The 25,215-nt window shown below is 37.3% G+C and carries 28 protein-coding genes; 14 read left to right on the top strand and 14 right to left on the bottom strand.

Features of this window, described 5'->3' with window-relative positions:
* Positions 1-86: 86 nt before the first annotated feature.
* The 5 genes from AC012T_RS26645 to AC012T_RS26625 all read right to left on the bottom strand — a co-directional run bounded on the left by AC012T_RS26645 (position 87) and on the right by AC012T_RS26625 (position 3,892).
* Positions 87-683 carry a pentapeptide repeat-containing protein gene (locus tag AC012T_RS26645; RefSeq protein ID WP_487066872.1) on the bottom strand — a complete coding sequence of 199 codons (597 nt, stop codon included), beginning with the start codon at positions 681-683 and terminating at the stop codon, positions 87-89.
* A 233-nt stretch (positions 684-916) separates the two neighbouring features.
* Positions 917-1,237, bottom strand: a complete 321-nt coding sequence (locus AC012T_RS26640; RefSeq protein WP_487066870.1) for a hypothetical protein — start codon at positions 1,235-1,237, stop codon at positions 917-919.
* A 35-nt stretch (positions 1,238-1,272) separates the two neighbouring features.
* Entirely contained in the window at positions 1,273-1,947 is a 675-nt protein-coding gene (locus AC012T_RS26635; protein ID WP_487066868.1) for a cadmium resistance transporter, read from the bottom strand.
* A gap of 473 nt (positions 1,948-2,420) precedes the next feature.
* Positions 2,421-2,846: a YidH family protein gene (locus AC012T_RS26630; protein WP_487066866.1), complete on the bottom strand. Its 426-nt coding sequence runs from the start codon at positions 2,844-2,846 to the stop codon at positions 2,421-2,423.
* Between the two features lie 302 nt (positions 2,847-3,148).
* The gene (locus AC012T_RS26625) at positions 3,149-3,892 is read right to left on the bottom strand and encodes a cadmium resistance transporter (protein WP_487067157.1); all 744 of its coding nucleotides are present in this window, start codon (positions 3,890-3,892) and stop codon (positions 3,149-3,151) included.
* Positions 3,893-4,223: 331 nt separating this feature from the next.
* Between AC012T_RS26625 and AC012T_RS26620 the strand changes: the two genes are divergently transcribed.
* The 9 genes from AC012T_RS26620 (at position 4,224) to AC012T_RS26580 (ending at position 12,581) form a co-directional block, all read left to right on the top strand.
* Positions 4,224-5,159 (top strand): LysR substrate-binding domain-containing protein, encoded by a 936-nt coding sequence (locus AC012T_RS26620; protein ID WP_487066864.1) that lies wholly within the window; start codon positions 4,224-4,226, stop codon positions 5,157-5,159.
* Positions 5,160-5,364: 205 nt separating this feature from the next.
* Complete coding sequence (locus AC012T_RS26615) at positions 5,365-6,021, top strand: class I SAM-dependent methyltransferase family protein (protein WP_487066862.1); 657 nt, start codon at positions 5,365-5,367, stop codon at positions 6,019-6,021.
* 2 nt (positions 6,022-6,023) lie between these two features.
* Positions 6,024-7,232, top strand: a complete 1,209-nt coding sequence (locus AC012T_RS26610; RefSeq protein ID WP_487066860.1) for a glutathione S-transferase family protein — start codon at positions 6,024-6,026, stop codon at positions 7,230-7,232.
* 27 nt (positions 7,233-7,259) lie between these two features.
* Positions 7,260-7,700: a protein tyrosine phosphatase family protein gene (locus tag AC012T_RS26605; RefSeq protein ID WP_487066858.1), complete on the top strand. Its 441-nt coding sequence runs from the start codon at positions 7,260-7,262 to the stop codon at positions 7,698-7,700.
* Between the two features lie 59 nt (positions 7,701-7,759).
* The gene (locus AC012T_RS26600; protein WP_487066856.1) at positions 7,760-8,560 is read left to right on the top strand and encodes an SDR family oxidoreductase; all 801 of its coding nucleotides are present in this window, start codon (positions 7,760-7,762) and stop codon (positions 8,558-8,560) included.
* A gap of 81 nt (positions 8,561-8,641) precedes the next feature.
* On the top strand, positions 8,642-10,267 hold the full coding sequence (locus tag AC012T_RS26595; RefSeq protein ID WP_487066854.1) for an FAD-dependent oxidoreductase: 1,626 nt from the start codon (positions 8,642-8,644) through the stop codon (positions 10,265-10,267).
* 121 nt (positions 10,268-10,388) lie between these two features.
* Positions 10,389-10,712, top strand: a complete 324-nt coding sequence (locus AC012T_RS26590) for a 4Fe-4S binding protein (RefSeq protein ID WP_487066852.1) — start codon at positions 10,389-10,391, stop codon at positions 10,710-10,712.
* Between the two features lie 26 nt (positions 10,713-10,738).
* Positions 10,739-11,686, top strand: coding sequence for a D-2-hydroxyacid dehydrogenase (locus tag AC012T_RS26585; protein ID WP_487066850.1), 948 nt, complete (start codon positions 10,739-10,741; stop codon positions 11,684-11,686).
* Positions 11,687-11,771: 85 nt separating this feature from the next.
* Entirely contained in the window at positions 11,772-12,581 is an 810-nt protein-coding gene (locus AC012T_RS26580) for a prohibitin family protein (RefSeq protein ID WP_487066848.1), read from the top strand.
* A gap of 154 nt (positions 12,582-12,735) precedes the next feature.
* Here AC012T_RS26580 and AC012T_RS26575 read toward each other — a convergent pair whose 3' ends face one another.
* The 5 genes from AC012T_RS26575 to AC012T_RS26555 form a co-directional block, all read right to left on the bottom strand.
* The gene (locus tag AC012T_RS26575) at positions 12,736-13,182 is read right to left on the bottom strand and encodes a DUF7980 family protein (RefSeq protein ID WP_487066846.1); all 447 of its coding nucleotides are present in this window, start codon (positions 13,180-13,182) and stop codon (positions 12,736-12,738) included.
* Positions 13,183-13,310: 128 nt separating this feature from the next.
* Positions 13,311-13,868, bottom strand: a complete 558-nt coding sequence (locus AC012T_RS26570) for a DUF1634 domain-containing protein (protein WP_487066844.1) — start codon at positions 13,866-13,868, stop codon at positions 13,311-13,313.
* A 2-nt stretch (positions 13,869-13,870) separates the two neighbouring features.
* Positions 13,871-14,707, bottom strand: a complete 837-nt coding sequence (locus tag AC012T_RS26565) for a sulfite exporter TauE/SafE family protein (RefSeq protein ID WP_487066842.1) — start codon at positions 14,705-14,707, stop codon at positions 13,871-13,873.
* Positions 14,708-14,786: 79 nt separating this feature from the next.
* Positions 14,787-15,473: a cadmium resistance transporter gene (locus AC012T_RS26560; protein ID WP_487066840.1), complete on the bottom strand. Its 687-nt coding sequence runs from the start codon at positions 15,471-15,473 to the stop codon at positions 14,787-14,789.
* A gap of 59 nt (positions 15,474-15,532) precedes the next feature.
* Positions 15,533-16,993 (bottom strand): APC family permease, encoded by a 1,461-nt coding sequence (locus AC012T_RS26555; protein WP_487066838.1) that lies wholly within the window; start codon positions 16,991-16,993, stop codon positions 15,533-15,535.
* Between the two features lie 780 nt (positions 16,994-17,773).
* On the opposite strand from AC012T_RS26555, the gene AC012T_RS26550 reads away from it, so the two are divergent.
* Complete coding sequence (locus tag AC012T_RS26550; protein WP_487066836.1) at positions 17,774-18,427, top strand: hypothetical protein; 654 nt, start codon at positions 17,774-17,776, stop codon at positions 18,425-18,427.
* 80 nt (positions 18,428-18,507) lie between these two features.
* On the opposite strand, the gene AC012T_RS26545 is transcribed toward AC012T_RS26550, so the two are convergent.
* Complete coding sequence (locus AC012T_RS26545) at positions 18,508-19,263, bottom strand: phosphatase PAP2 family protein (protein WP_487066834.1); 756 nt, start codon at positions 19,261-19,263, stop codon at positions 18,508-18,510.
* 477 nt (positions 19,264-19,740) lie between these two features.
* On the opposite strand from AC012T_RS26545, the gene AC012T_RS26540 reads away from it, so the two are divergent.
* Entirely contained in the window at positions 19,741-20,538 is a 798-nt protein-coding gene (locus AC012T_RS26540) for a sulfite exporter TauE/SafE family protein (protein ID WP_487066832.1), read from the top strand.
* Between the two features lie 23 nt (positions 20,539-20,561).
* Here the strand turns inward: AC012T_RS26540 and AC012T_RS26535 are convergent, their stop codons facing one another.
* Positions 20,562-21,224 carry a cadmium resistance transporter gene (locus AC012T_RS26535; protein ID WP_487067151.1) on the bottom strand — a complete coding sequence of 221 codons (663 nt, stop codon included), beginning with the start codon at positions 21,222-21,224 and terminating at the stop codon, positions 20,562-20,564.
* A gap of 144 nt (positions 21,225-21,368) precedes the next feature.
* On the opposite strand from AC012T_RS26535, the gene AC012T_RS26530 reads away from it, so the two are divergent.
* A complete protein-coding gene (locus AC012T_RS26530) occupies positions 21,369-21,995 on the top strand; it encodes a transglutaminase-like domain-containing protein (protein WP_487067149.1) in 627 nt (208 codons plus the stop codon).
* Positions 21,996-22,136: 141 nt separating this feature from the next.
* Entirely contained in the window at positions 22,137-22,865 is a 729-nt protein-coding gene (locus tag AC012T_RS26525) for a cadmium resistance transporter (RefSeq protein WP_487067147.1), read from the top strand.
* A gap of 4 nt (positions 22,866-22,869) precedes the next feature.
* On the opposite strand, the gene cysK is transcribed toward AC012T_RS26525, so the two are convergent.
* Both cysK and AC012T_RS26515 read right to left on the bottom strand, forming a co-directional pair.
* Positions 22,870-23,832, bottom strand: coding sequence for a cysteine synthase A (cysK, locus tag AC012T_RS26520; protein ID WP_487067145.1), 963 nt, complete (start codon positions 23,830-23,832; stop codon positions 22,870-22,872).
* Positions 23,833-23,850: 18 nt separating this feature from the next.
* A complete protein-coding gene (locus AC012T_RS26515) occupies positions 23,851-24,333 on the bottom strand; it encodes an RrF2 family transcriptional regulator (RefSeq protein WP_487067143.1) in 483 nt (160 codons plus the stop codon).
* A 245-nt stretch (positions 24,334-24,578) separates the two neighbouring features.
* On the opposite strand from AC012T_RS26515, the gene AC012T_RS26510 reads away from it, so the two are divergent.
* Positions 24,579-25,166, top strand: a complete 588-nt coding sequence (locus tag AC012T_RS26510; RefSeq protein ID WP_487067141.1) for a Crp/Fnr family transcriptional regulator — start codon at positions 24,579-24,581, stop codon at positions 25,164-25,166.
* Positions 25,167-25,215: the final 49 nt, after the last annotated feature.

Genomic DNA, 25,215 nt, shown 5'->3' with positions numbered 1-25,215 from the left:
ATTCTCACCTTACTTAATAGTAATGGTGAGATTGCACTTGTTACTTATCTCAATTGCATCTAGCTAGACATTTGGAATTACTGATATTAATTCGTGAATCCTGCGGGTAATATTGCATTTTCCAAATCAGCCCCTAGCAGGTTTGCACCTTGTATTTTTGCTTTTGTGAGATTTGTTTTTTGTAAATCTGCCTTTTGTAAGTTTGCTCCCTGCAAATCAGTTCCTAGTAGGTTGGCTCCCTCTAAATCTGCATCAAATAAGTTAGCCCCTTGCAAATTTGCCCCTTGTAGATTTGCTTTACTTAAATCTACTCCCTGTAAATTAGCTGCTGTGAGAATTGTTCCTTGTAGATTGGCTCTTTCTAATTCTGCTTCTTGTAGATTTGCACCTGCCAAATTAGCTGCTTGCAGATTTGCATTGTCCAGTTGCGCTCCAACTAAGTTACATCCAACACATTCATTGGTTGTTAATAGACGTTGAACATTTGCAGCTACAGTAACTACTGGAGGGGCAACTGGCTCAGGAGATACTATTGGAGTTGATATGGATTCTGTAGCTACTAATGGTATTTCTGATTGAGCTAAAGCAGAGGATTGATCAAAAAGAGAAAATACCGTTAGAAATACTATAAATACAGCACCTAAAAGCCAAGAATTTACTTTTTCTGAGTTTGGTTTGTACATTCGTTTATTCCTTTTGGATTCGAGATTATTTTTTAATTTGGGTTCAATTCACTTTGACTTTAGATTAATACCAATCCATCCCCAAAATCAAATACTATTATTTTGCATGATGATAAATAAAAGTGATGATTAATTTTCAGTCGGTTATTAAAACTACAAATCTATAATTTGGTTGATGTAGTCATTTATTTATAGCAGTTCTAAATGATTCATGAACACTTCTATTAATTAAATTATGCTTGCAGGTTTTTAAAATAATTGTCACTTTTGTCAACTTCCAGCCGTTCTCGACTTACCCAACGATTAACAAACTCATTTTTCTCTTTTTCTACCTTGACTTGTACTTGCTTAGATCCTAATTTGATAACTTCAACAGGAATTCTTTGGGTGTTTTCAGAGTCAGCACGAGCTTTATAAAGCCAGATAAGTTTTTGTCCTATAAAATAGTCAGAATTTGCACTTAAGTGTGAAGTTCCATCTGCCCAAGAGGGGACAGCAATTACTAAATTGACCAAAAGTATTAAAATCATTAAAGAGATTTTGAGATTTTTCATGTGTGTGATTGAAGCTTTTATCTACGACAGATAATTTATTGAAAAAGCATTGCTAAATTAGGTACAAGTTCATGAGTTCCACTTTTAAACATGATAGATAAACCCAAGTATATTAATACAAAAGGAAAGATTTTACGACCATATCGAGTCATAACAGAAGCCATGATAGGATTGCGAGTCAGGTTATAAGAAAGAAAACACCACAGTCCAATACTTGAATAGCAAACACATAAAATTACTGCCAGACTGGGAACATTGCTGCTGGCAAATAACGGGACATAAATACCAATATTATTTCCGCCATTGGCAATTGTTACCGCAGACACGCGATAAGTTTGGGGATCTTTGAGCGTTGCTAATAATGTTTTTTCATGACGCTTATGTTTGACTGAATGAGCAAAGTTAACTGATACGGCTTGTACAGTATCTTCTTCCTCTTCTCGATTCATAAGATGACTGATACCAATCATGATTGGGAGAATCCCTAGCAATCCAATCCATGCTTCTGGAAGCAATAAACCACCAAAAAAACCAGGAAGACTAGCCATTACTAAGGTAGTAAACCCCATAAATTCGCCAATAATAATATGCTTGGGACGAAACATATGATTTACTTTGCCAAAAAAAGCTGTCAAGTATAAGTTATCATCAAACGTCGTTGCAAAAGCCGCAGATATGCCAATAAGTAATGTCCCAATTAGCCAATTCATAGTTTTTCTCCTCAGTGATTTATCGAAATTATTTCAGAAGCTAGTTGCAGCTATTACCATCAATTGCAGATGTAATTTATTTCTTAAATAGGTAAGCTTAGTAGCTGATAAAATCAATAATATGATCTGGCTAAGATAAGAGCAAATACTCTTTCTTGTTAAAACGATAAAATGAATTTATTAATTTAAACATTAAAAAACCAGTACTAGAAATAGCCTGGTGCAAAACGTTAATATTTAGGTTTTGCTGAAAAGTTTTTGTTTACCCCCTTCTCAATAGCTGCGTGTCACAGTTAATGTTTCATGTAGAGTGTATCAGACTCGATAATTCGGTAACAGGTAACACACTCTACTAATATGCCAATTGTATAATTCCTGATCAATTACAAATTAATTTGACAAATACAATCTAGGAAAATCAATAGAATTTTAGGGTATTATTACTGGGTTTTTGTATTTTTAAATTAACTAAATCATTCCAGTATAAAAGTATTCAGATAATCTAGAGGAACCGTAAACACATAGTATAGTACTCCCATCCCCAGAATAACTACAGCTAGACTCGCCAGAAGTATCCAACGATCTGGTGGTTGATAAGTATCTTCATCAATATCTCGGCGAACAGCGAAATAATGCTGTGTTGAAAGTATTACTGTCAATACCCCTACAATCGCAAATGCTAAACCTAACTTCCAACCATTACCAGGAGGTTGTGGTGCTAATGGAGGTGAAATCATCCGCAACCGCACAATTAAAACACCAAAACCCATGAGGGCAATACCACTCCGCATCCATGCTAGATAAGTACGTTCATTTGCTAAGTGATCCCGAACTCGGTCTGAGCGGTATTTCTTTTTTTCTAAATTCTTTACTTCTAATTTTTGTGTCTCTATTTTCATAAGATTTATGTGCTTAAGTAGCTATTGAATTTTTTAGTATTTAATTATTTTTATTTTATTAAGACTATATCACTAATATATTTGTCCATTAAACGCTATTTATTTTTACTTGATTCAATTTAGTGATGGAATTATGATTTTTAATCAATTGTTTTTATGGAAATTCATAATTAGATTTTAGAACACATTTGTTTTAAGCCGATAGAAATATAAATTAAAATAAATAAAAGAGCCATAAAAATTCTGACTCTTTGGTGTTTATTCAAGATTCTTGTTTAATATATCTATTCAATTAATACCACTTATTTAATCGTCAATTTTTGCAGTGGTAGTTCCGGTAAAGAGAATCTATAATTTTCTAGCCAGTTATTTTTGCCGAGAATTAATAGGTAAGAACCAAGACTTAAACAGGTGATGAGAAGTAAAGCAGGAGTTTCTAAAGTATGACTTTCTATTAAAATAGAAACACCCAATCCCATTAAAATAAAGGGAACTAAAGAATTACCGTAGCGAGTGATTGTTAAAGCGATCGCTTTTACCTGAGTTAAGCAATAAGCTGTATAGCACCACACACCTACCATTACGAAAAATACTATCAAAATCACAAGTAAGCTATCCCATGTATTTGTGGCAAACATTGGCATATAAATACTAATGTTGTCACTGCCATTAGCGATTGTAACTGCTGCTACACTATAGGTTTGAGGTGAAAGAAAATTGCTCCACCAAGCTGACGAAGATTCAGGAGTGTTTACATCTTCTGTTTCATTAGTTTCTTGATTTAGTAAGCGATTAATACCAATGATGATGGGAATAATACCGAGTAACCCAATCCAAGATTCTGGGAGGATGAACTTGCCAAAAAAGCCTGGTAAACTTGCCACCACTAACGCACTAAAACCTAAGTACTGACCGAAGACGATGTGACAACTGCGAAAGCAAGTATTTATTTGTGAAAAAAACAGTGATAGGACGACGATATCATCGAGATTGGTAGCAGCGAAAGCAGTCAGTCCTATAGGAATAGCAGTTAATAATCCGCTCATGGGTACGTCATGTCTCCTTAATGGTAAGTAGTAACTCTCAACCATCTGTAACAGTGACATGAAGGCTTTGAGTGTTGAAAATTCGTAGTTTCAGAAAGTAGTGTAGTTCTGCACTCTTATTAGAGGCATAGTTTCACTCTATGTCCGATCATTAATAAGAGCAAACAGTCTTTTTTGTTAAATCCATAAACTGAATTTATGGTTTCTTCGATATGACTGTCACCACGTCATTAAGAACATTTACGGTTATCTACTATTTTCCGGTAAATTTACCGTATAATGCTTCCAAGGTGTTCAAAATCACTACCATACAAGCTTGCATATAGTCAAAATGACGCTGGAACAGTTGCGAATTTTTTTAGCAGTAGCAGAAATGCTGCACTTTACCCGTGCAGCTGAAGCACTTTATATCACTCAACCCGCAGTCAGTGCTGCTATCCAAAGCCTGGAAACAGGATATGGGGTGAGATTATTTCATCGCATTGGTCGTCATATTGAAATTACAGACGCTGGTAAATTATTACAGGGTGAGGCGCAAAAAATTCTTGATCATGTAGAGTTAACAGAACGTGGCTTGAAGGAATTAAATAATTTACAACGGGGGGAGTTGAAGATTGGTGCTAGTCTCACAGTTGGTAACTATTGGCTACCGGAGAAAATTAGCCAATTTAAGCAGTTATATCCCGGCATTTTTATAAATTGTAAGTTAGGAAATGCTGAGGAAATTTGTGAGGGGACTGCTTTAGGTATGTATGATTTGGGATTGGTAACAGGTGACATGAAAGCATCATTGCAGCAATCTTTAGAAAAAAACCTAGTAGGAAGCGATCGCTTGCAAATTGTTGTCGGTAAATCTCACCCTTGGTATCAGCTGACTGAAATTTATTTAGATGAATTATTTAGTACAAGTTGGGTAATGCGTGAGTCTGGTTCCGGCGCACAGCAAATGTTTGAGCAAGCCTTACAAAGTTGGGGAATTGAACCTAACAAGCTGGATGTTGTACTGAACCTAAACACCAGTGAAATGGTGAAAGCAGTTGTAGAAAGTGGTGTTGGTGCGGCTGCACTTCCAGAATCAATGGTGAAAAAAGAAATACAACTAGGTACTCTACACGCTGTACAAATTACCAACCCACAAAAAAAACCAAGTAAAAGATTAGAAATTCTCCAACCTGTTTGGAAACTTAAACACCGCCAACGCTTTCATACACGAGTAATGATAGCTTTTGAAGCGATACTTGTGCAGCAAGATGTTCAAGTTGCGTAACATAACCTGAAGATAACTTCTTTAGCATATTTTTCACCAAAAGTAAATTTTCAATTATTGAGGACTTGATTTCCTCAGAGTTTCTATGGTAGTCTGTATTTATTATTAATCTACAAAAACTCGATAGATTTACTGTAGTAAAGTGACAGAGTAATCAATTACACACTCTAAAATTCAAGTTTTTAGCAACCAAAAATCTCTTTTTATGCCAAAAGATTGGTTGGAATGGCACGATCTTTACAACACTGAACCCAAATTACAGCAGCGTCTAGAAATCGTGCAGGAATATATTTCCTATAGTTTGGATAACTCCCCCGCAGGGATAATTCGCATAGTCAGTGTATGCGCCGGTGATGGACGAGATTTATTAGGAATATTAGCAAATCACCCTCGTACTGAAGATGTATATGCAAGATTGGTTGAAATCAACCCCCAGCTGGTTGAACGTGGGTGCAAAACCATAGAATCATTAGGTTTAACAAAACAAATTGAGTTTATCAACGGTGATGCAACTGCCTCTGCTAATTATGTAGGTGCAGTACCAGCAGATATTGTGATTGTTTGTGGTATTTTTGGTAATTTAGCCGATGAAAATGAACTCAATCGTTTATTAGAGAATTTAGGTTTTTTGAGTAAAAAAGATGCTTTTATTCTCTGGACTCGCGGACATTCTAACGGTATTGCTTACTCGGAAACTGTGCGTAAATACTTCCGTGAATTCGGATTTGAGGAAGTTAACTTTAAACTCACAGCCACAGGAGATATGGGAGTAGGTATTCATCGTTATTTAGGTGAAAACTTAGCTGTACCCAAAGAACAACAATTATTTGTGTTTTCTGGCGTTCCAAACAAAGCGAGGTAAAAATGTCACTCTTAAATACTATATCTAGTTGGGAAAAACTATTAGAAACTGCTCGACAACATACCCCCGCACGTCGCGCAAAAAGACCAGGGCAAGCTCCTTCTACTGTACCTGTTCCTAGCAGTTTACATAAACTTCCCCCAAATACAAAACCACTAGTATTGTTATATCGTGATAGTAACTCTTGGTGTCCTTTCTGCGAACGGGTTTGGTTTGCTTTAGAAGAAAAAGAAATCCCCTTTGAAACCGAATTTATTGATTTAAGCAATAAGCCTAAATGGTATACCGATTTAGTTCCTACCACCCTCGTTCCCGCAGCATATATTGAAGGTAAGTTAGTTTATGAATCTAAAGACATTCTCTTAGAATTGGAAGATCACTTTGGCGAAACTTTATTACCTGAAAATACCGAAGAAAATGCTGTTGCTAGGCAATGGGTAGAGGATGCTGAAATCAATGGGTTTCGAGATATTGCCTATAAATTCTTGCGCCAACCTCCAGAGGATGCGAATAAATTAGCAAATTTACAGGCAGAATTTGAAGCTAAATTAGATGAAATTGAGCAAATTTTGGGTAAATATCCAGGTGCTTACTTTCTCTCAACATTTAGTTTGGTAGATATTATGTATAGTCCCCATTTAGATAGATTGGCAGCTAATTTACCAGTGTATAAGGGATATCACATTAAGGGAAATCCTCGTTTTCCTCTAATAAATGCTTGGTTTGTAGCACTTAGTCAACGTCCTGCTTACCAAAGAGTTAAGTCAGATAATATTACTAATAATTTACTGCTACGGCGCAGATTTGGCGTACAACCTATAGGTAATCCCTTACCTTTAGATTTAACTGATGCTGAGTTTATTGAATATCGAGCAGAAGCTGCGGAAAGATTAAGTGATAATCGGGAAGTTGCTATTGGCGATATTCTAAAAAATTCTGGAGTGCAATCTTTAGGTGATATTTCAATAATCCAAGAAGCTGTGGATTTTCATCTGCGATTATTAGCTGATTATCTCATTAATGGTAATGGTCAACTATTACCGGGGGGAAGAACTGGTGGTAAGGAAAGTATAGATCCTATTATCGCTGCTACAGGAGCTATTACGCTGGCTTATGTGAGAAATAGGATTTGTGCGCCAAGAGATATGAGTGCTGGGGCTGCAACTGCATTTCGAGCCGCAGCAGATAAGGTTTTGGCATCTATTTATTAATTTTGTCTCACACCAAGAGGAATAAAAATGAGTGACGTAAAAAAGGTTAATGATGATTTGAGTATCGCTGGACAAATTTCTGCTGAGGAATTACGAAAATTAGCAATTGAGGGTTTTAAATCAGTTTTGAATTTACGTGATCCTGATGAAAATGGTTTTTTCCATGATGAAAAGCAACAAGCAGAAATTGTGGGATTGGAATATGTAAATGTTCCATTAAATCCTAAAGAACCAAATCAACAGCTAACAGCAGAGGCAATTCTAGAAATTGATCATTTACCTAAACCAATTTTAATTCACTGTGCTGGTGGTGCAAGAGCCGGGGGAATAGCCTTGATTGCTGATGCAATTCAAGCAGGTTTAACTTATGAGGAAATTGCACAAAAAGCAACGGAACTAGGTATTAATTTAGAGCAGCCCCATCTGAAGCAATTCTTGTTAGAAAAGTTTGCAGCTAGGCAAGGTTAGCTTTTCACATCTATTTTCCCGGATTTCTCACAGTAAAGCCTATTGGGGTGTAATTTGTTATGAGTTTAGAACTAAATCTATCGGGTAAAACTGCTATTGTTACGGGTGGTAGTGCCGGAATTGGGTTGGCTACAGCCAAAGCTTTGTATGGTGAAGGTGTAAATATAGTTATTGCAGCCCGCAATCAAGAAAGATTAGAACAAGCAGTTTTTGATATTCAATCTTTACCCACAACTGGGACTAAAATTATTGGCATTAGTGCTGATTTAACTAAAGCAGAAGATGTTGAGAAAGTTGTCTCTACAACAATTGCAAAATTTGGCAAAATTGATATCTTAATTAATAATGCTGGTTCAGCCCGTGCCGGGTCATTTTTAGAATTGAGTGATGAAGCTTTTTTAGACGCTTGGAATTTAAAACTATTAGGCTATATTCGTTTAGTTAGAGCCGTTGTCCCCTATTTGAAAAATCAGCGGGATGGGCGCATTGTTAATATTATTGGTGGTGCTGGACGGACACCCCGCCCTAACTTCCTACCAGGAGGAACAACAAATGCTGCCTTGCTTAACTTTACACGGGGGATTTCTAAAGAATTAGCCCAAAACAATATTAGAATTAATGCCATTTCTCCAGGTTTAACAGACACAGAAAGAGCCAAAACTTTAGCAGAACAAAATGCTCAAAGCTTGGGTATTAGTGTGGAAGAATACAAAGCACAGGCAGTCGAATCAATACCTTTAGGAAAAGTAGCTAAACCTGAAGAAATTGCTGCCCTAGCTTTATTTTTAGTTTCTGATTTAGCCTCTTCTATCACTGGTGCAGAAATTCTGGTTGATGGTGGAAGTACACCTGGAGTTTAAGTTATAGCAGGTGACAGAATTAAAAGTCAGTTTGTATTGTTAGTTCAGAAAATATCAACTTTACAAAAAAGAGGAATTTCGATGACTCAGAAACAATTATTTTCGCAGGATAGCGATGTTGATCAAACCTTATTAGCTGATGTATTAGTAATTGGTGGTGGACCGGCTGGCACTTGGTCAGCCTGGAGTGCGGCTAATGCTGGTGCAAAGGTGGTTTTGGTAGATAAAGGCTATTGTGGCACTAGTGGTTGTGCTGCGGCTGCGGGTAATGGTGTGTGGTATGTGCCACCAGAACAGGACAGTAGAGAAGCGGCGATGGCTTCTAGAGAAGCTTTAGGGGGTTTCTTATCCAGCCGTGAATGGATGCAACGGGTGCTGGATCAAACTTATGCGAACGTCAATCAACTAGCTGATTGGGGTTATCCTTTTCCTGTAGACGAGGAGGGTAGACCCTATCGGCGCAGTCTGCAAGGCCCAGAATATATGCGGTTGATGCGATCGCAAGTAAAACGGGCAGGGGTGAAAATTTTAGACCACAGTCCGGCTTTACAGCTATTGGTAGATGCAGAAGGGGCTGTAGCTGGGGCGACAGGAGTTAACCGTCAGACTGGGAAAAAGTGGATTGTGCGATCGCATTCAGTGATCATTGCCACCGGAGGCTGTGCTTTCTTGAGTAAAGCCCTGGGATGCAATGTGCTAACAGGGGATGGATACCTGATGGCAGCTGAAGCGGGTGCTGATATGTCGGGAATGGAGTTTTCCAATGCCTATGCGATCGCACCTGCTTTTTCTTCTGTAACCAAAACCTTATTCTATAATTGGGCGACATTCACCTACGAAGATGGGACACCTATTCCCGGTGCTGGTTCACAAAAAGGACGTTCTGTCATTGCTGAAACTTTGCTAACTCAGCCTGTTTACGCAATTATAGATAAAGCATCAGCAGAAATGCGAGTGACAATGCGGTTATCTCAACCCAATTTTTTCCTACCTTTTGATCGTGCAGGTATTGATCCCTTTACTCAACGTTTCCCTGTGACTCTGCGTTTAGAAGGAACTGTTCGTGGTACAGGTGGCATTAGAATTACTGATTATACTTGTACAACTTCTGTACGTGGACTTTATGCCGCTGGTGATGCCGCAACAAGAGAATTAATTTGTGGTGGTTTTACTGGTGGTGGTAGTCATAATGCAGCTTGGGCGCTATCTTCAGGGTATTGGGCAGGACAATCTGCGGCTACATACTCCCGTGATTTAGGTGTGCAAGCCAACCAAAGACCAGTTCAAGCTGTAGGTGGAACAGGATTTATATCTGGTAGTCAGCGTCAAACCAACAGTGAAGAAATAATTAAAGCTACTCAAGCAGAAGTTTTCCCTTATGATCGCAACTATTTCCGTAATGAACAAGGTTTGACCGAATCATTGCAAAGATTGCATTTCCTTTGGCATAAAATTCGCAACAGCGAGGTTGCAGATGATAGCAATATTGTTCGCACCAGAGAAGCAGCCGCAATGGTAGCAACAGCCAGATGGATGTACAGCAGCGCCTTGGAACGCAGGGAAACTCGCGGAATGCACAAACATTTAGATTATCCACAACAGGATGCTAACCAACAACATCATTTAATTAGTGGTGGTTTGGATCAAGTTTGGGTGAAAACTACACCTATTCAGGAAGTAAAACCAAAAGAACTGGTAACTGTGTAAATCGTAGGTTGGGGAGCCATCGCGTTTGACGGAAGGAAACCCAACATTATCAAAACTTTTGTTGGGTTGCGCTGTCGCTTAACCCAACCTACTTTAATATTAATTTTGGTGGTTTTTTATTATGATTGAATTAGTTAGTGAATCACGGTGCATTGAATGTAATATCTGTGTCAAAGTTTGCCCGACAAATGTTTTTGACCAAGTACCAAATGCACCGCCGATAATTGCCAGACAAAGCGACTGTCAAACCTGTTTTATGTGTGAATTGTACTGTCCAGTAGATGCGCTATATGTTGCACCGGATGTAGAACCTTTAGCAGGGATAAACGAACAATCATTAGAAGAAGCTAAACTTTTAGGCAGCTATCGGAAAAATATTGGCTGGGGAAAATCTCTCACAACTACAGCTAAACAAGATTCAACATATCAATTGTTAAAAAAATGAAATAAACTCTCAGAGATTTACTAGCCATGAAACTCATTTTACCAATAGAAATTACTAGCGAAATTGAACCTCATTTACCTGAGACTACTATTGTAGTCCGTGTAGATGGTGATGGCAATTTAGATGATGATGCGACAGATGCTGAAGTTTACTATAGTTGGTTTTATCTCAAACCTACAACTTTACATCGAGTGTTAGATGCTGCTCCTTCATTACATTGGCATCATGCTCCAAATGCAGGTGTAAATCATATTTTGACACCAAAATATTTAGAAAGAGATTTAATTTTAACCAATGGTGCAGGGATTCATGCTATTCCCATTGCCGAATTTGTAATTGCTTATTTACTTTCTTACAGTAAGCAATTACCAACATTATATAAGCTACAAGCTGAACATAATTGGCAAAGAGGCTGGCAATTTCAAGAACTACTAGATAAAACTTTATTAATTATCGGTGCAGGTGGAATTGGTCAAGAAATTGCTGTTCGTGCTAAGGCTTTTGGAATGCGTATTTTTGGTAGTTCTCGTCACCCAAAACCATTACCAAATTTTGACCGCGTGGTAGGTGCTAATGAGTGGAAAGAATTACTTCCAGAAGCCAATTTTATTGTTATTGCTACACCTTTAACGCCAGAAACAAAGGGAATGATTGATGTGGAAACTTTGCGTTTATTTCGCCCCGATGCCTATTTGATTAATATTGCACGAGGACCAATTGTTGATGAATCAGCACTTACCCAGGCTTTACAGGAAGGATGGATTGCTGGGGCAGCTTTAGATACAGTATTTACAGAACCATTACCAGCAGAGAGTCCTTTATGGTTATTACCTAACCTTTTTATCACACCTCACTGTTCTGGTCATTCTCCCAGGGCTAAAGAGCGATCGCTTGCCCTGTTTCTTGATAATCTAACCCGCTATCGTCAAGGGCTACCTTTACGTAATATAGTAGATAAAAATGCAGGTTATTAATCAGCCAATTAATTCGATGTTTAGGAGGATTTTTAGAAAAAAGTGATAAAAAAGCCTATCTCAGAGATTAGATCATGCCATAGGGATGAAAAAACATAACACTTTTAACAATGCTGGTAAACTGACTGCTTTACTATGTTTACTCACCCTCTTACTCACACCTTTTGTAATAGTTAATGCGGGTGAACGCGGTGTATTAATGCAATTTGGTCACGTCCAAGAACAAATATTAGGAGAAGGAATCCATTTAATTATTCCTGTCGTCAATACAGTTAAAAAAATCAGTATCAGAATTCAACAGCAGGAAATATCGGCTGAGGCTGCTTCTAAAGATTTACAGAATGTTTTTATTGATGTAGCTCTTAATTGGCATATTCTTCCAGATAAAGCCAACACTATTTTTCAACAAATTGGTGATACGACTAATGTTATTGAAAGCATTATTAATCCAGCAATTGAAGAGGTATTAAAATCAGTTATCGCCCAATATACGGCTGAAGAAGTAATTACAAAACGTGCCAATGTTAAGATAGAATTGGATCACGCATTAACCGCTAAACTAGGGAGCTACAACATAGCTTTTGATGATATATTTTTAGTTCATATTCGCTTTTCTGACAAATTTAGAGAAGCTGTAGAATCAAAACAAATTGCGGCTCAGGAAGCAAAGCGGGCAGAATTTATTGCCTTAAAAGCAGTAAAAGAAGCAGAAACTAAAGTTAATTTAGCTAAAGGTGAAGCAGAAGCTCAAAGCTTACTCAGAAACATTTTGACACCCCAATTACTACAAAGGCAAGCTATAGAAAAATGGAATGGGAAGCTGCCATTAATTATAGGTAAAGATAATCTGAAGCTTGGAAATATTCAGGAGTTAATTACAGTCGGTGAACATTAAATTTGATGAGATCATAGAAAACAAATTTTAGGAACTACTTAAACAAAATTATTTAGACATTTTTGAATACACATGAAATCGCTGTATTCTTTCGCTGTTGCCCGTTCCTTATTCCCGTACCCAATTAGGCAATTTATTTTGCACGAGTACTAAATTACCCATTAGCAAATAAAACAGGAGTATCAATAATCTTCAATTGAATTAAAAGTACAATCACTAATGTATATACAGTTGAAGAAATTAGACCGTGAAATAAGTCTTTTTTCAGATTACGTTCTTTGTCTTCTTGTTGAAACATATCTACTGAACCAAATTGCATCAACAGAATGCCTATAATATTTGATAACCAGTAGCCAAGAATAGTACAGGGAAAAAGTAATTTGGGCGATAATAAACTACATAAATACCCAAAAAAGTAAGCAATTGGTAAATTGAATAATAAATCATTCCACCAACATAGGGGAGAAAGCAAGTATCCCAGTACTAGCAAGAATCCACCTCTTAGTTTCTTCCAAATATTGATACTGGAATGTGCTGGAGGTATTGTTGCATTTTCACAACTGACACTGACTTCTGGACTTTCTGTTTGGAGGATACTCATAAAAACACACTAATTCTATCGACTTAATGTAGTTTAACTTGGAAAGCGAGAAAATGTCCAGCTTTTAGCAATAGTATAGCGATTGTCATAATAAACCTCATCCAAGTTGAGAACTAGAGTTTTTCAAATTAGTAATATGCTCCAATTAGGCTGTAAGTCAGACTAGCAAGGACTAATAATGTAATGATGACATAGATAAAATTTCGCTGTACAAGAAAAGTGAAGAAAGAAATAAACACACGTAAAATAGGGATAGCAATGAGTAGTAACAGTCCTAGTTGAATAATTCCTCGTCTGCTACCTGCTAAAACCGCATTTACTACACCTGTTGGGGAGCGAAACTCTGATGGTGTGCCTAAAAATACTTGATATTCAGCAGGTTCAGAGCCATGATGGATTAAGTACAATATTCCACCGAATAATACTACAGAACTAGCGATTAAAACTCCATACTTAAGGAGGTTACTGAGTAAATATTCTAATTGTTTTTCACTTGTTGATTTTGTAAGTTTTTGATTACTCACATTTTCATCATGATGACTTATTTGTGCTGCATGATTGAAACGCTGTTCTTTTAACTCTTGAATATCAGAATCTCGCTCCTCTAATTCAAAAGTGAAAGTTCCAACTTTTGTTTCTATCTGTGTTGTGCAAGTCCACCTAAAACCAGAATTTAATTTATACATAATTACAGCCCTCCTATTAGACTGTTATAGACCATTTTTAACGCCATTACTACCAATACAAAACTGAAAATAATTCTGAGAATTTGGGTTTTAGCACCAATTAAGATTCTGGCTCCCAAAAAAGCACCTGGCAACACTCCCAACATGACTGGCATAGATAAACCTGGATCTATGTATCCCTTTGTTAAATAAACACCTGCTGAAGCGGCGGCTGTTACGCCAATCATGAAATTACTGGTGGTAGTAGAAACCTTAAAAGGAAGACGCATGGCTTGATCCATCGCCAATACTTTGAATGCTCCTGAACCAATCCCCAACAGCCCAGAAAGCACTCCTGCTACTAACATAATACTAAACCCAGCAGGTAAAGCATGAACTTGGTAAGGGATTACACCATCAGAAGTAGGGTAAGTACCATTAAGCTGGAGATATTCTGCTAAGGGATCTGGTGAAATAATTTCTGTTTGTTCTGCTCTGGGTCGTTGAGATAGATATGCTGAATAAATTAGTACAATTGCCAGAATCAATGAAAGTATTTTTACAGTTACATGAGTGGCAATTAAAGCACCGATGAGAGCGCCTGTGGTGGTGGCTACTTCTAAAAACATTCCCAAACGCAGATTAGCGTAGCCTTTTTTAATATATGTAGAGGCTGAACCTAAGGATGTGGCAATGACTGATACTAATGATGCACCAACGGCGTAGCGAATATCAACACCAAAGACAGAAGTTAGTAATGGAACTATGACGACTCCACCACCTAACCCTGTTAATGCTCCGACTAAGCCGGCACTAAATGATCCCAGCCAAACTAGTAAAGAAAATGCTAGTATGCTCAATTTAAATTCCTCTTTTTTAATTTATATTTATGATGCCTAAATAATTTTAGTCAGCAGGATGTAAACATAAGCAAAGAGTTTATTTATGAATAAGATTGAGGAGGCTAAAACTATTACTGTCGATGAAAATAAAAGCACCTAATCCTATTAAGATAAAGGGCATGAAACGATTACCATATTTAGTGAAGAGATGAGCAATAGCTTGGTTGTGAGTTAATTTATGTGCTATGTAACACAACACTCCTACCAGGAGAAAGAAAACACCCAAAATTACTAGTAGGCTTTCCCAATTACTGCTGGCAAATATCGGCACATAAATACTAATGTTATCCGTTCCATTGGCAAATGTCACAGCTGCCACACTATAAGTTTGCAAATTGAAAAACTTCGCTAAGTGCGATAGCGAAGCGCTCCGTAGGAATCGCACAGAGTGCAGTGCCGGAGGCAATCGCTCTGAGACTTCTGTATCTGTCTCCACATCCTCGGATTCATCCCCTTCTGGATTAATTAAACTCTTGATCCCAATTATGATTGGGACTAAACCAAATAAGCCAATCCAAGGACGGGGTAAGATTAAACCGCCAAAAAAACCAGGCAAACTAGCCAAAATCAAGGCAGTGAAACCCAGATACTGACCGATAATAATGTGCCAACGGCGAAATTTAGCATTTACCTGAGAGAAAAATAAGGTCAAAATGACTAAATCATCAATGTTCGTGGCACTAAAAGCCATTGTTCCGGTACTAATTGCAGTTACTATACTCATAGCGATTTTAGATTTTATAGTTTGATTTTTTCCAATTACCAATTACCCATTACCACCCCTTAATAGTTATTTCTTTCTGCGAACCGGGCATGAATATCATCAACTCTTTGACGTATTCCTGCTACTAAAAGAGGAGAACGCTGTTTTTTGATGAAAAACCAACTACAAGTAGCAAAAAGATACAACAAGAACAAATAAGGAAAAGTATTATAAGGAGCTTCCGGTACTGGAAACAGATTACTACCAGGAATCCCTACACTCCCTAAAACGGGAATCATCATAAACGCCACAGCTAAAACTGCAAACACCACATCTATCGGTTGGAGTTTTCTAATTTTGTATAAATAGACTGGAGCCGCTACGGAAATTAGAATATAGACAGTTAAAAATCCATAACTGCAAATAGCTCCTAAATAGCCCATACACTCAAATAATTTGATATCAAAGAAGGACATCATCGCTGGAATAAAAAATGTCAATAGTGAACACATTGTTATCGCAACATGAGGTGTTCTATTAGCTGCGTGGGCGTTACCTAAAGAGGCGTGAAACAAACCATGACGAGCCATCAAAAAAGCTACTCTAGCCGCAGGATTAATACTGCCAAGAATGCAAGCAAAAAAACTAAACAACGCCCCTAAAGCCACTAATTCTCCTAAAAAGCCAACTCCTGCTTGTCGGGAAAGGAAACCCAAAGGTTCTTCGGTGTCAGTAATAGAGATTCCAGTACCTTGAAAACCAAGAATTTCTATATAGGTTGTGGAAACGAAAAATAATCCTGCAAGGACGACACTACCCATCACAGCCCTGGGTATGGTGCGTAATGGCTTTTTGGCTTCATCACCTAAGCTAGTAGCACTTTCAAAGCCGGAAAAACCAAACATTACCAATACCAGCCCTGTGGCTACACTACCAGGAGTCACACCAGAAAGGGTGATTTGGGACATATCCACAGCAAAACCTTTGTGCGCCCAAATGATCATGCACAAGATAATTATTAAAACTAAGGAAGCACCTTCTAGCCAAAGCATAGCTACAGCCGAAAGTTGGATATCTTTATAAGCTGCATACCAGGAAATACCAGCACCAATAGCTAAAAGTGTAATGCTAGAAGGATGAATACCCAAATGACCAATCAGCATTCCACTAAAATTAGCAAATCCGCACAGAACAGACATTCCCGTAAATAAATAAGCCAGCACTAAACTCCAACCGCAAATTACTCCTGCTGTTGCTCCTAAACCTTGGGTGATGTAGGAATAGAGGGAACCAGGAGACGCGGAACGACTAGCAAATTGGTTAATGTTAATGCTGACTAACAATAGCCCAACCAACCCAATCACAAAACTTAGCCAAGTACCATTTCCTGAAAGTGCCACAATTAAGCCAATATTAGATGCTGGAATAGTTGTGGGTGCAATTACAGCAAATGATTGCGCTAATACTTCGGAAAAAGAAAGGCAATTTGCCCGTAATCCATGAATACTTTGATGGGAAGATATTTCTTTACTCACTTTCATGTTTCTCTAATTTGAAATGACGCATATATAGATAGATGATGGGGAGATTTTAATGTTTGTCTGATAAATAACTATGGTTAATAGAAATGTAAAATCTTCTTTTTGTGTGGATGCTGTCAAGCCTATTAGACAGCCTTAAATTCTGCATCTCTATTAAGCTATGGATAATTTTAGTGATACATTCTAGGCTCGCCGATTCAATTATTTGTAATTTGTTTGCAAAACTCTCTCTAATAATAAGCTGCAACTGTTATTCATGGATAACCCCCATATCTATTAATTACAGTTACTATCATTAGTTGTATTTTATCGAACAAATCAAATACTACCTGATGTATTTATATTATGCAAGTGTTTAGTATTATTTTTTAGAAATTTTATTGATCATTGATAAATCCTCAAAAGTTCATCGGAGTTTGTGCGAATTGATTTGTATAAAAAAATATTTAGAAATTAATTATTAATAGTCTAAAAAAATACACTACTTCGTTATGAGGATTTTAGATTGATATATGACTAGAACCGTTGAAAAGGCTGGGAATATTGACTCAGTAAATACATAAATCAACTAAAATACTGGGTATTTTAACAATAAGAATGATATTGTTGCAAATCTGAATTAATGATGGTAATTTGAAATTGCTCATTGTTTGGTGAGTAAAAATAATTATGACTTTGTAGTTTTATTTTGGTCAGAAAAATAATTTTTGACGTTCTTTCAAATTGTTTGCTACTTCTGCTCACAGGGATAAGCTTATTATTAAGCCAGGAATTACTGCCATGAAAAGTTTGAAATACATACTGATGATTGCAATATGCTGTATCAGTCTATTATTTTCTGAATCTGCATTAGCAGATCCGCCACGATATAAGAAAAATCCTGATTACATAGCACTAACTCAACAACTGCATCAGTTAGAAACTGCTAAAGCTACACAAACTCCGCCTGAAGGCTATACACCAGAGCAAATTGACCAAGAAATCAGTGAATTAGAGTTTCAAAAAATCGCCTTTGAGTCAGGAATTGATTGGGGACAATGCAGTAATCAAACAGGAAAAACTCTAGCCATATATGGTCCAGAACCAAATTTGGAAGAAGATGATTACTCAAATGGAGCAGCATTATATTTTTTAGGTGATATTCAAACGACAAAAGACAGATGGAATTGCAAAGGAATATATCTACCCGCTGATGTTCAAGCTGTAGCTTTAGCATCAGATGGACAAAACCAAGTATTAACTGGTGGTATTGTCATTAAAGTTCCTAATGGCACTAAATTAGTGTTAAAAACCAATCCAGATACAGGTACAATTGAGTTTAGTCAAGCGGGGACACAAATTCTCAAACCTGATAAAATTAACTGGTTTATTCCTAATGTTTCCCAAGCAATTGTAGATGCAAGAGTTACTAACGCACCTACTAAAAAAGCTTAAAAAGGCAACAGGGAACAGAAGGTATATAGAATTGATACTAGATCCCCTACTTTTTCAAGAAGTAAGGGATCTGGATAGTCTCATTTTAATTTTGACGTGGTTAATTGTTTTTCTTCAGGAAGTAGAGTTGTTTCAGTTTGTATGTTGCTATTAGTAGCGGTGACTTTATACAAATTAGGCTTGATAATGAAACTGACACCAATAGCCCAAGCTAATGCAACCATCCAACCGGCGAGAATATCGCTGGGGAAGTGAACTCCAAGATAAAGACGCGTCCAAGCAATGGCTAAGAGGTACAAACTACCAATAGTTAGAACTAACCAGCGCCAAGGACGATACCAAGTTAAAATGACTAAAATTGCTACCAATGTCATACTTGTCATCGCATGACCACTGGGAAAGGCATAATCAAATTCAGGTGCTTTTGATATCCATAACTGGGGACGCACTCGGTGCATAAATTCTTTGGCTGTGCGGTTGATAAGGAGAGTTCCCAAAGCCGTAGTGAGTAAGTAAGCAAAAGTTCTCCATCTGCGATCGCGTAATAATAGAATAGCGATCGCACTTAACACAGGTAACGCAGTCCAGAATGACCCCCATTTAGTCAACACTACGGCGAAAATATCCAGTTGCGGATTAGCCGTAGAGTGAATTGCCCACAAAATTGGCACATCCCAAGGAAAACCGTCTTCACTTTGCCAAATCTTCACCGCTAGTATTTCTACAACCTGCAAAGGTAAATACACACCCATTAACATCAGCAACAAAGAACGCCAATGAGAAAGCAGGAGGTTTTTCAGAAAATTAAGCGGTGACTTGCGTCTATCCTTAAACATCTTTGGTTTATTTATAACTACAAGCCTAATTTATATTATGTCTGCTTGAATACTTTGATGCAAACCAACAGAGAGTTGTTGGATCATCAATTAGCCAGAAATTATATTAAACCATCAGCCATATCATATTTTTTTTAGTTGACTACTTAATTTAATTTAATCAGCAATACAATCCTACACAACTGTAGTTTGTATTGTTCTAGATTTTTGATCCTATGATTCTCTATCCTCGACAAGAGAATCACAGAAAAGAAGATAAGTTTACAGACATTGACACTGGACTTTTAACAATTTTAATATTAAAATACAGTAAGTCAATCGGAATAACGGACTTTATGCTAAGTTAAAAAAATAACCACCTGTATTTTCATCAAGAGTAAAACTCATCCTTTAGAAAGGATGACAGTTTATTCACCAGATTTATAATCATGCTCAACTTTTACACATCACCGCTAAAAACAACTACCAAATAGGAATATGGACTACTTATTACTACCAGTTTACAGTTTTTTTATTGGCATTGTCGTCGGTTTAACAGGAATAGGCGGTGCATCTCTGATCACTCCCATGTTAATTTTTGTTTTTCAAGTACCACCCTCTATTGCTATCAGTTCAGATGTGGTTGCTGCCACATTAATGAAAGTAGTAGGTGGGGTCAAACACTGGCAACAAAAAACTCTTGATTTAGAAGTAGTCAAATGGCTGGCAATAGGTAGTGTTTCCGGTTCATTGCTAGGTGTAGGAGTTTTACACCAACTCAGACAAAGTGGAGAACATAACATAGATAGCCTCTTGCTGCGGTTACTGGGAGTCATGATTTTGATAGTTACATTAACAGCATTAGTCCAAATGTTGTTAATGACATTTTTTCCTAAAGTCAATTTACCCGAACTGCCAAAATTAAATTTAAAAACTAATCAAGGACGTTTTCTCACCGTACTTATTGGTGCAATTTTAGGTTTTTGTGTGGGTATAACAAGTGTCTCATCAGGGTCTATGTTTGCCTTAACTCTGATAGCATTTTTTCGGTTAGATGCACGCAAATTAGTGGGTACAGATATTACTCAAGCAGCGATTTTATTAATATTTACATCCCTAGGACATTTGACATTAGGAACTGTTGATTGGAGTCTGGTCATACCTATTTGGATAGGTTCTGTTCCAGGAGTTCTCATTGGTGCAAAACTTTGCGAGATCACCCCTCAACGTCCACTAAAATTTATTATTTATAGCATCTTAATGATGGTAAGTTGGAAACTAGTTGCACAAGCATAACTACCTCCGCAGACCTCTGCTTTTTAATTTTTCTTAAAAGTCAATAAATCAAAACTACCTCGTTCGTACATAATAAATAAACCCAAACCAATTAACACAAAAGGAACAATAGCCTTACCATAGCGACTTAAAATATTACTAATAGTAGATTGACGGTTTAATAAATAAGCAATGCTATACCAAATACCTACCATGACAAAAAATACTGCCAAAATTATGCCTAAACCAACAATATTTTGACCTGCAAATAAAGGCATATAAATACTAATATTATCACCGCCATTAGCAAGTGTTATAGCTGCAACTTTATAAGTGTTTGGATGGAGAATACTCAATAAAAAAGAAGATGCAGTTTTAGACTGTGATGACTCGGCAAACTCAATATTGACTGTCTGAACTTCTGTACTTTCTTCTTCCCGATTTATTAATTGCTTGATCCCAATAGCAATTGGTAATAGTCCTAGTAACCCAATCCATTCTCGCTGGATGACTAAACCACCAAAGAAACCTGGTAAGCTGAGGATAATAATAGCTGAAAAGCCAATGTATCGACCGATAAAAATATGTCTACGGCGAAAATTTCTATCTATCTGCGAAAAAAATAGTAACAGAATAATGATATCGTCAATATTAGTGGCAGCAAAGGCAATTATCCCTTCTGTAAAAGCGGTAGCAAGCCTACTCATGGTGAAATTTTATAATCTACAATTTATCAACATACCAAATTTTAATTCTTTAATTGCATATAAAAATATTTTTTAACTGACTATTACACTAAAAGCTCAAAATTCATGTATTCTAAATACTATTCATTTTAAAAAGATTGACATATGGAAGAATATCTGCAATCTAGTAAAATTATTGATTTGCAGCATCCTTTAGTTATGGAACTGGCGCGAAAAATTGGTTCACAATATCAAACTTTGGAGGAAACTGCTCAGGCTTGTTTTGAATGGGTACGGGATGAAATTCGTCATAGCTACGACTATCAAATGAATCCTGTTACCTGTAAAGCTTCAGATGTACTTCAATACAAAACAGGTTATTGCTATGCGAAAAGTCATTTATTAGTAGCACTGCTTAGAGCTAATGGAATTCCATCAGGTTTTTGCTATCAGAGATTGAGCATTAATGATAATGGTGAACCTTATAGCTTGCATGGATTCAATGCAATATATTTACCGAAAATAGGTTGGTATCGTGTTGATGCTAGAGGAAACCGTCAAAGTGTTAATGCTCAATTTATTCCCCCAAAAGAGCAATTAGCTTTTAAAATTCAATTTCCCGAAGAAGCCGACTTTCAAAACATTTTCGCTGAACCGCTTGAACTAGTAGTAGAAGCTTTAGAAGCTTACAATACATGGGATGATCTGCTGATTAATCTTCCTGATATTCCTCTAAAATCTTTTAAAGAATATGGAATGATTGTAAATAAAGCTAGACCTATGGAGTGTTAGCCAAAAGTACGATACCATTCTTATCCAGTATTAATGATGCGTTCATAACGCACTACAAATTTTAGATTTTTAAAATTAGAAGTCCTTGATCTGAAAATGGCTGTAGTAAAATATTTATCTGCAAAATCCAGGGATATGTAAATGAGCAATATTATTACTCCAATACTCACAGGGGTAGTTGCCTTTAGCGCTACTAATATTGATGATATTGTGATTTTATTGGTGTTTTTTTCTCAAGTAAAAGAAAATTTTCGACCTTGGCAAATTGTTATGGGTCAATATTTAGGTTTTACTATTCTCGTCATCTTCAGTTTACCCGGTTTATTAGGTGGACTGATTCTGCCTCAAGCATGGATTGGTTTACTAGGTTTAATTCCTATAGGTATTGGTATTAGTAGCTTAGTGAATAGAGAACCGGAACAATTAGCTGATATTTCAGAAGAGATAAGACCATCTGTTACATTAATAAACAATAATTTTTTAACCCCACAAATTTACACCGTGGCAGCTATAACGGTTGCTAATGGTAGTGATAATATTAGCATTTATATACCGTTATTTTCCAGCATTACCTTAGAGAGTTTTTTAATAATTATCGGTTTATTTTTTATCCTTTTAGCAGTTTTGTGTTATTTAGCATATCAATTAACCCATCAGAAAAAAGTAGCTGATTTTTTTACCAATTATGGTAATTATCTTGTGCCGTTTGTGCTGATGGGTTTAGGGGCTGTGATTGTATGGAAAAGTCAAGCTTTAAGTCCGCTAAAACTCCTTGGTAGTTGTGTTTGCTTGTGGGTTTTGCTGAAAAAAAATGATGGTAACCAAGATGAAAAAGAGGAGGAAGTAATTGTTACTATCACAAATGATTAAAGCTTCAAACTTTAATTAACCATTCATTCTCATCAGCATCTTTAAATAATGAGGTGCTGAGGTAGCGTTCACCAAAGCTAGGTTGCACCATAACTATCAATTTATCTGCATTTTCTGGACGCTTGGCCAGTTCCAGTGCTGCATATAAAGCCGCACCAGCAGAGATTCCTGATAGCAGTCCTTCTTCTTTTGCTAACCGACGACTGTAGATAATTGCTTGATCATCTGAGACTTGAATAATTTCATCAACGAGTTCTGTTCGATAGATAGCGGGAACAAAACCAGGGCCTATCCCCTGAATCTTGTGTGGGCCTGCTTTTCCTCCTGCTAACACTGGACTGGTTACTGGTTCAACTGCTACTGCTTGAAAGCTGGGTTTGCGTTGTTTAATTACTTGGGATACACCCGTAATTGTTCCTCCAGTTCCTACTCCTGACACGAGAATGTCCACTTCCCCATCTGTATCATCCCAAATTTCCTCAGCGGTGGTGCGGGCGTGAATTTCCGGGTTAGCAGGATTGCTGAATTGTTGCAACATATAGGAGTTGGGGGTGATGGCGACGATTTCTGTGGCTCGTGCGATCGCTCCCCGCATTCCCTCAACCCCTGGTGTTAACTCTAATTGCGCCCCATAAGCTTTTAGCATGAGTCTTCTTTCCTGACTCATTGTATCTGGCATTGTTAAAATCAGACGGTAGTTTTTAGCCGCTGCAACCATCGCTAAAGCAATTCCTGTATTTCCAGAAGTTGGCTCAACTAAAGTAGTTTTACCAGGAATAATTAAGCCTTGTTCCTCTGCTGCTTGAATCATACTCACGCCAATTCTGTCCTTAACAGAAGCCGCAGGATTCATACTTTCTAGTTTGACAACAATCTGCGCTAATGCTCCTGAACTTTGAGGAATCTTGTTTAACTGTACTAAAGGCGTTTTACCTACTAACTCGGTGATATTTTTCGCTATTCGCATGGCTTTACCTCTTGATGACTAAATGTAATACATGGGATTATTTTGGGCGCGAGTCTCTGTTTCCTGGCGTAAATCTTGGAGTGTATAGCTACGTAACACCTCAATTGAAGCCGCGTTAGCTTGCTCCCAGATTTCTAGAACCAAAGTCTTTTCTATCGTTGGAGTCTCAGCACTTTCTTTCTCTTTCCGTTCACCTTCTACCAAGGTGACAATTTCTAGCAAAGTAATTTGCCAAGGTTCGCGCATTAACAAAAAACCTCCTTTAGAGCCACGTTGACTCTGTACCAAACCCGCACGCCGCAGTTGAGTGAGAATTTGTTCGAGATAGCGTTCTGGTATGGGTTGCTTGGCCGCAATCTCGTTCATAGTCAGAGGCACTTTTTTATCGTGATGGCTGGCTAGTTCTAACAGTGCTAGGAGCGCGTATTCCACTTTCGCAGAAAGATCCAGAAGAGCGTAGTTTTGACTATTCAAATCTGTATTCAGAATACTACTGTACATTGATAGAGTTATCGGCTTTTAACCGAAATTATTTTGCTTTTAGGTGTCAGATGTGATAGTGCCACACCTACAATCAGTAAAATACCATAACTCTATCGGATTTGTGGTGTTTATGTACAAGATTCTCAAAATTGCTTAATATTTCGTGGGAATTATCCTTATCTATCTGGCAAGAGCAATGCTTTTTAGATCGAGAATCATGTATACTACGGTTAGTATATCGGAAATTTGTAATATATAGGCTGATGTCATTATACACAAGTCTTACTCAATCATCTACTAACAATACTCAAAAGCATTTCACCAGGCGATCGCTATTGCCGATTCAAAAAAATGCTCTGTGGCAAATAGAAAGCGGCTTTGTTATGACATACACTTATCTAGAAGACGGCACTATAGTAGCTTTGGGATTATGGGGTCCAGGGGATGTGGTTGGTGAACTTCTATCGACAATGAAGCCCTATCGGATGGAATGTTTAACCAAAGTAGCCGCGACTGTTTTAGCTGTGGATGATTGCCATCAACTCACACAGACTTTGCTTTATCACATCCAACAAGCGGAAGAATTAATGGTGATTCGCAGCCATAAAAAAGTGGAGGCTATGCTGATTCAACTATTGGCGTGGCTATCAAAAAAGTTTGGCTCAGAAGTAGAGAAAGGGCGTTTAATTGATATGCGTCTGACTCATGAAGATTTAGCAGCACTGATCAGTTCTACCCGTGTGACTATCACTCGTATACTAGGACAATTGGAACAGGAGAGATTAATTGATAGACTTTCTCTGCATCGAATTATCGTACGACAAGAGGATATTTGGTATTACGAAATTTAAGAGACTTCCAATAAAATATCCCATGAATTCCAATACTGCTCCACTAGGG

Source organism: Anabaena sp. EIM26, from assembly GCF_057568715.1.
The sequence above is the reverse complement of the archived record's forward strand: the minus strand, read 5'-3'. Positions and strand labels throughout refer to the sequence as shown.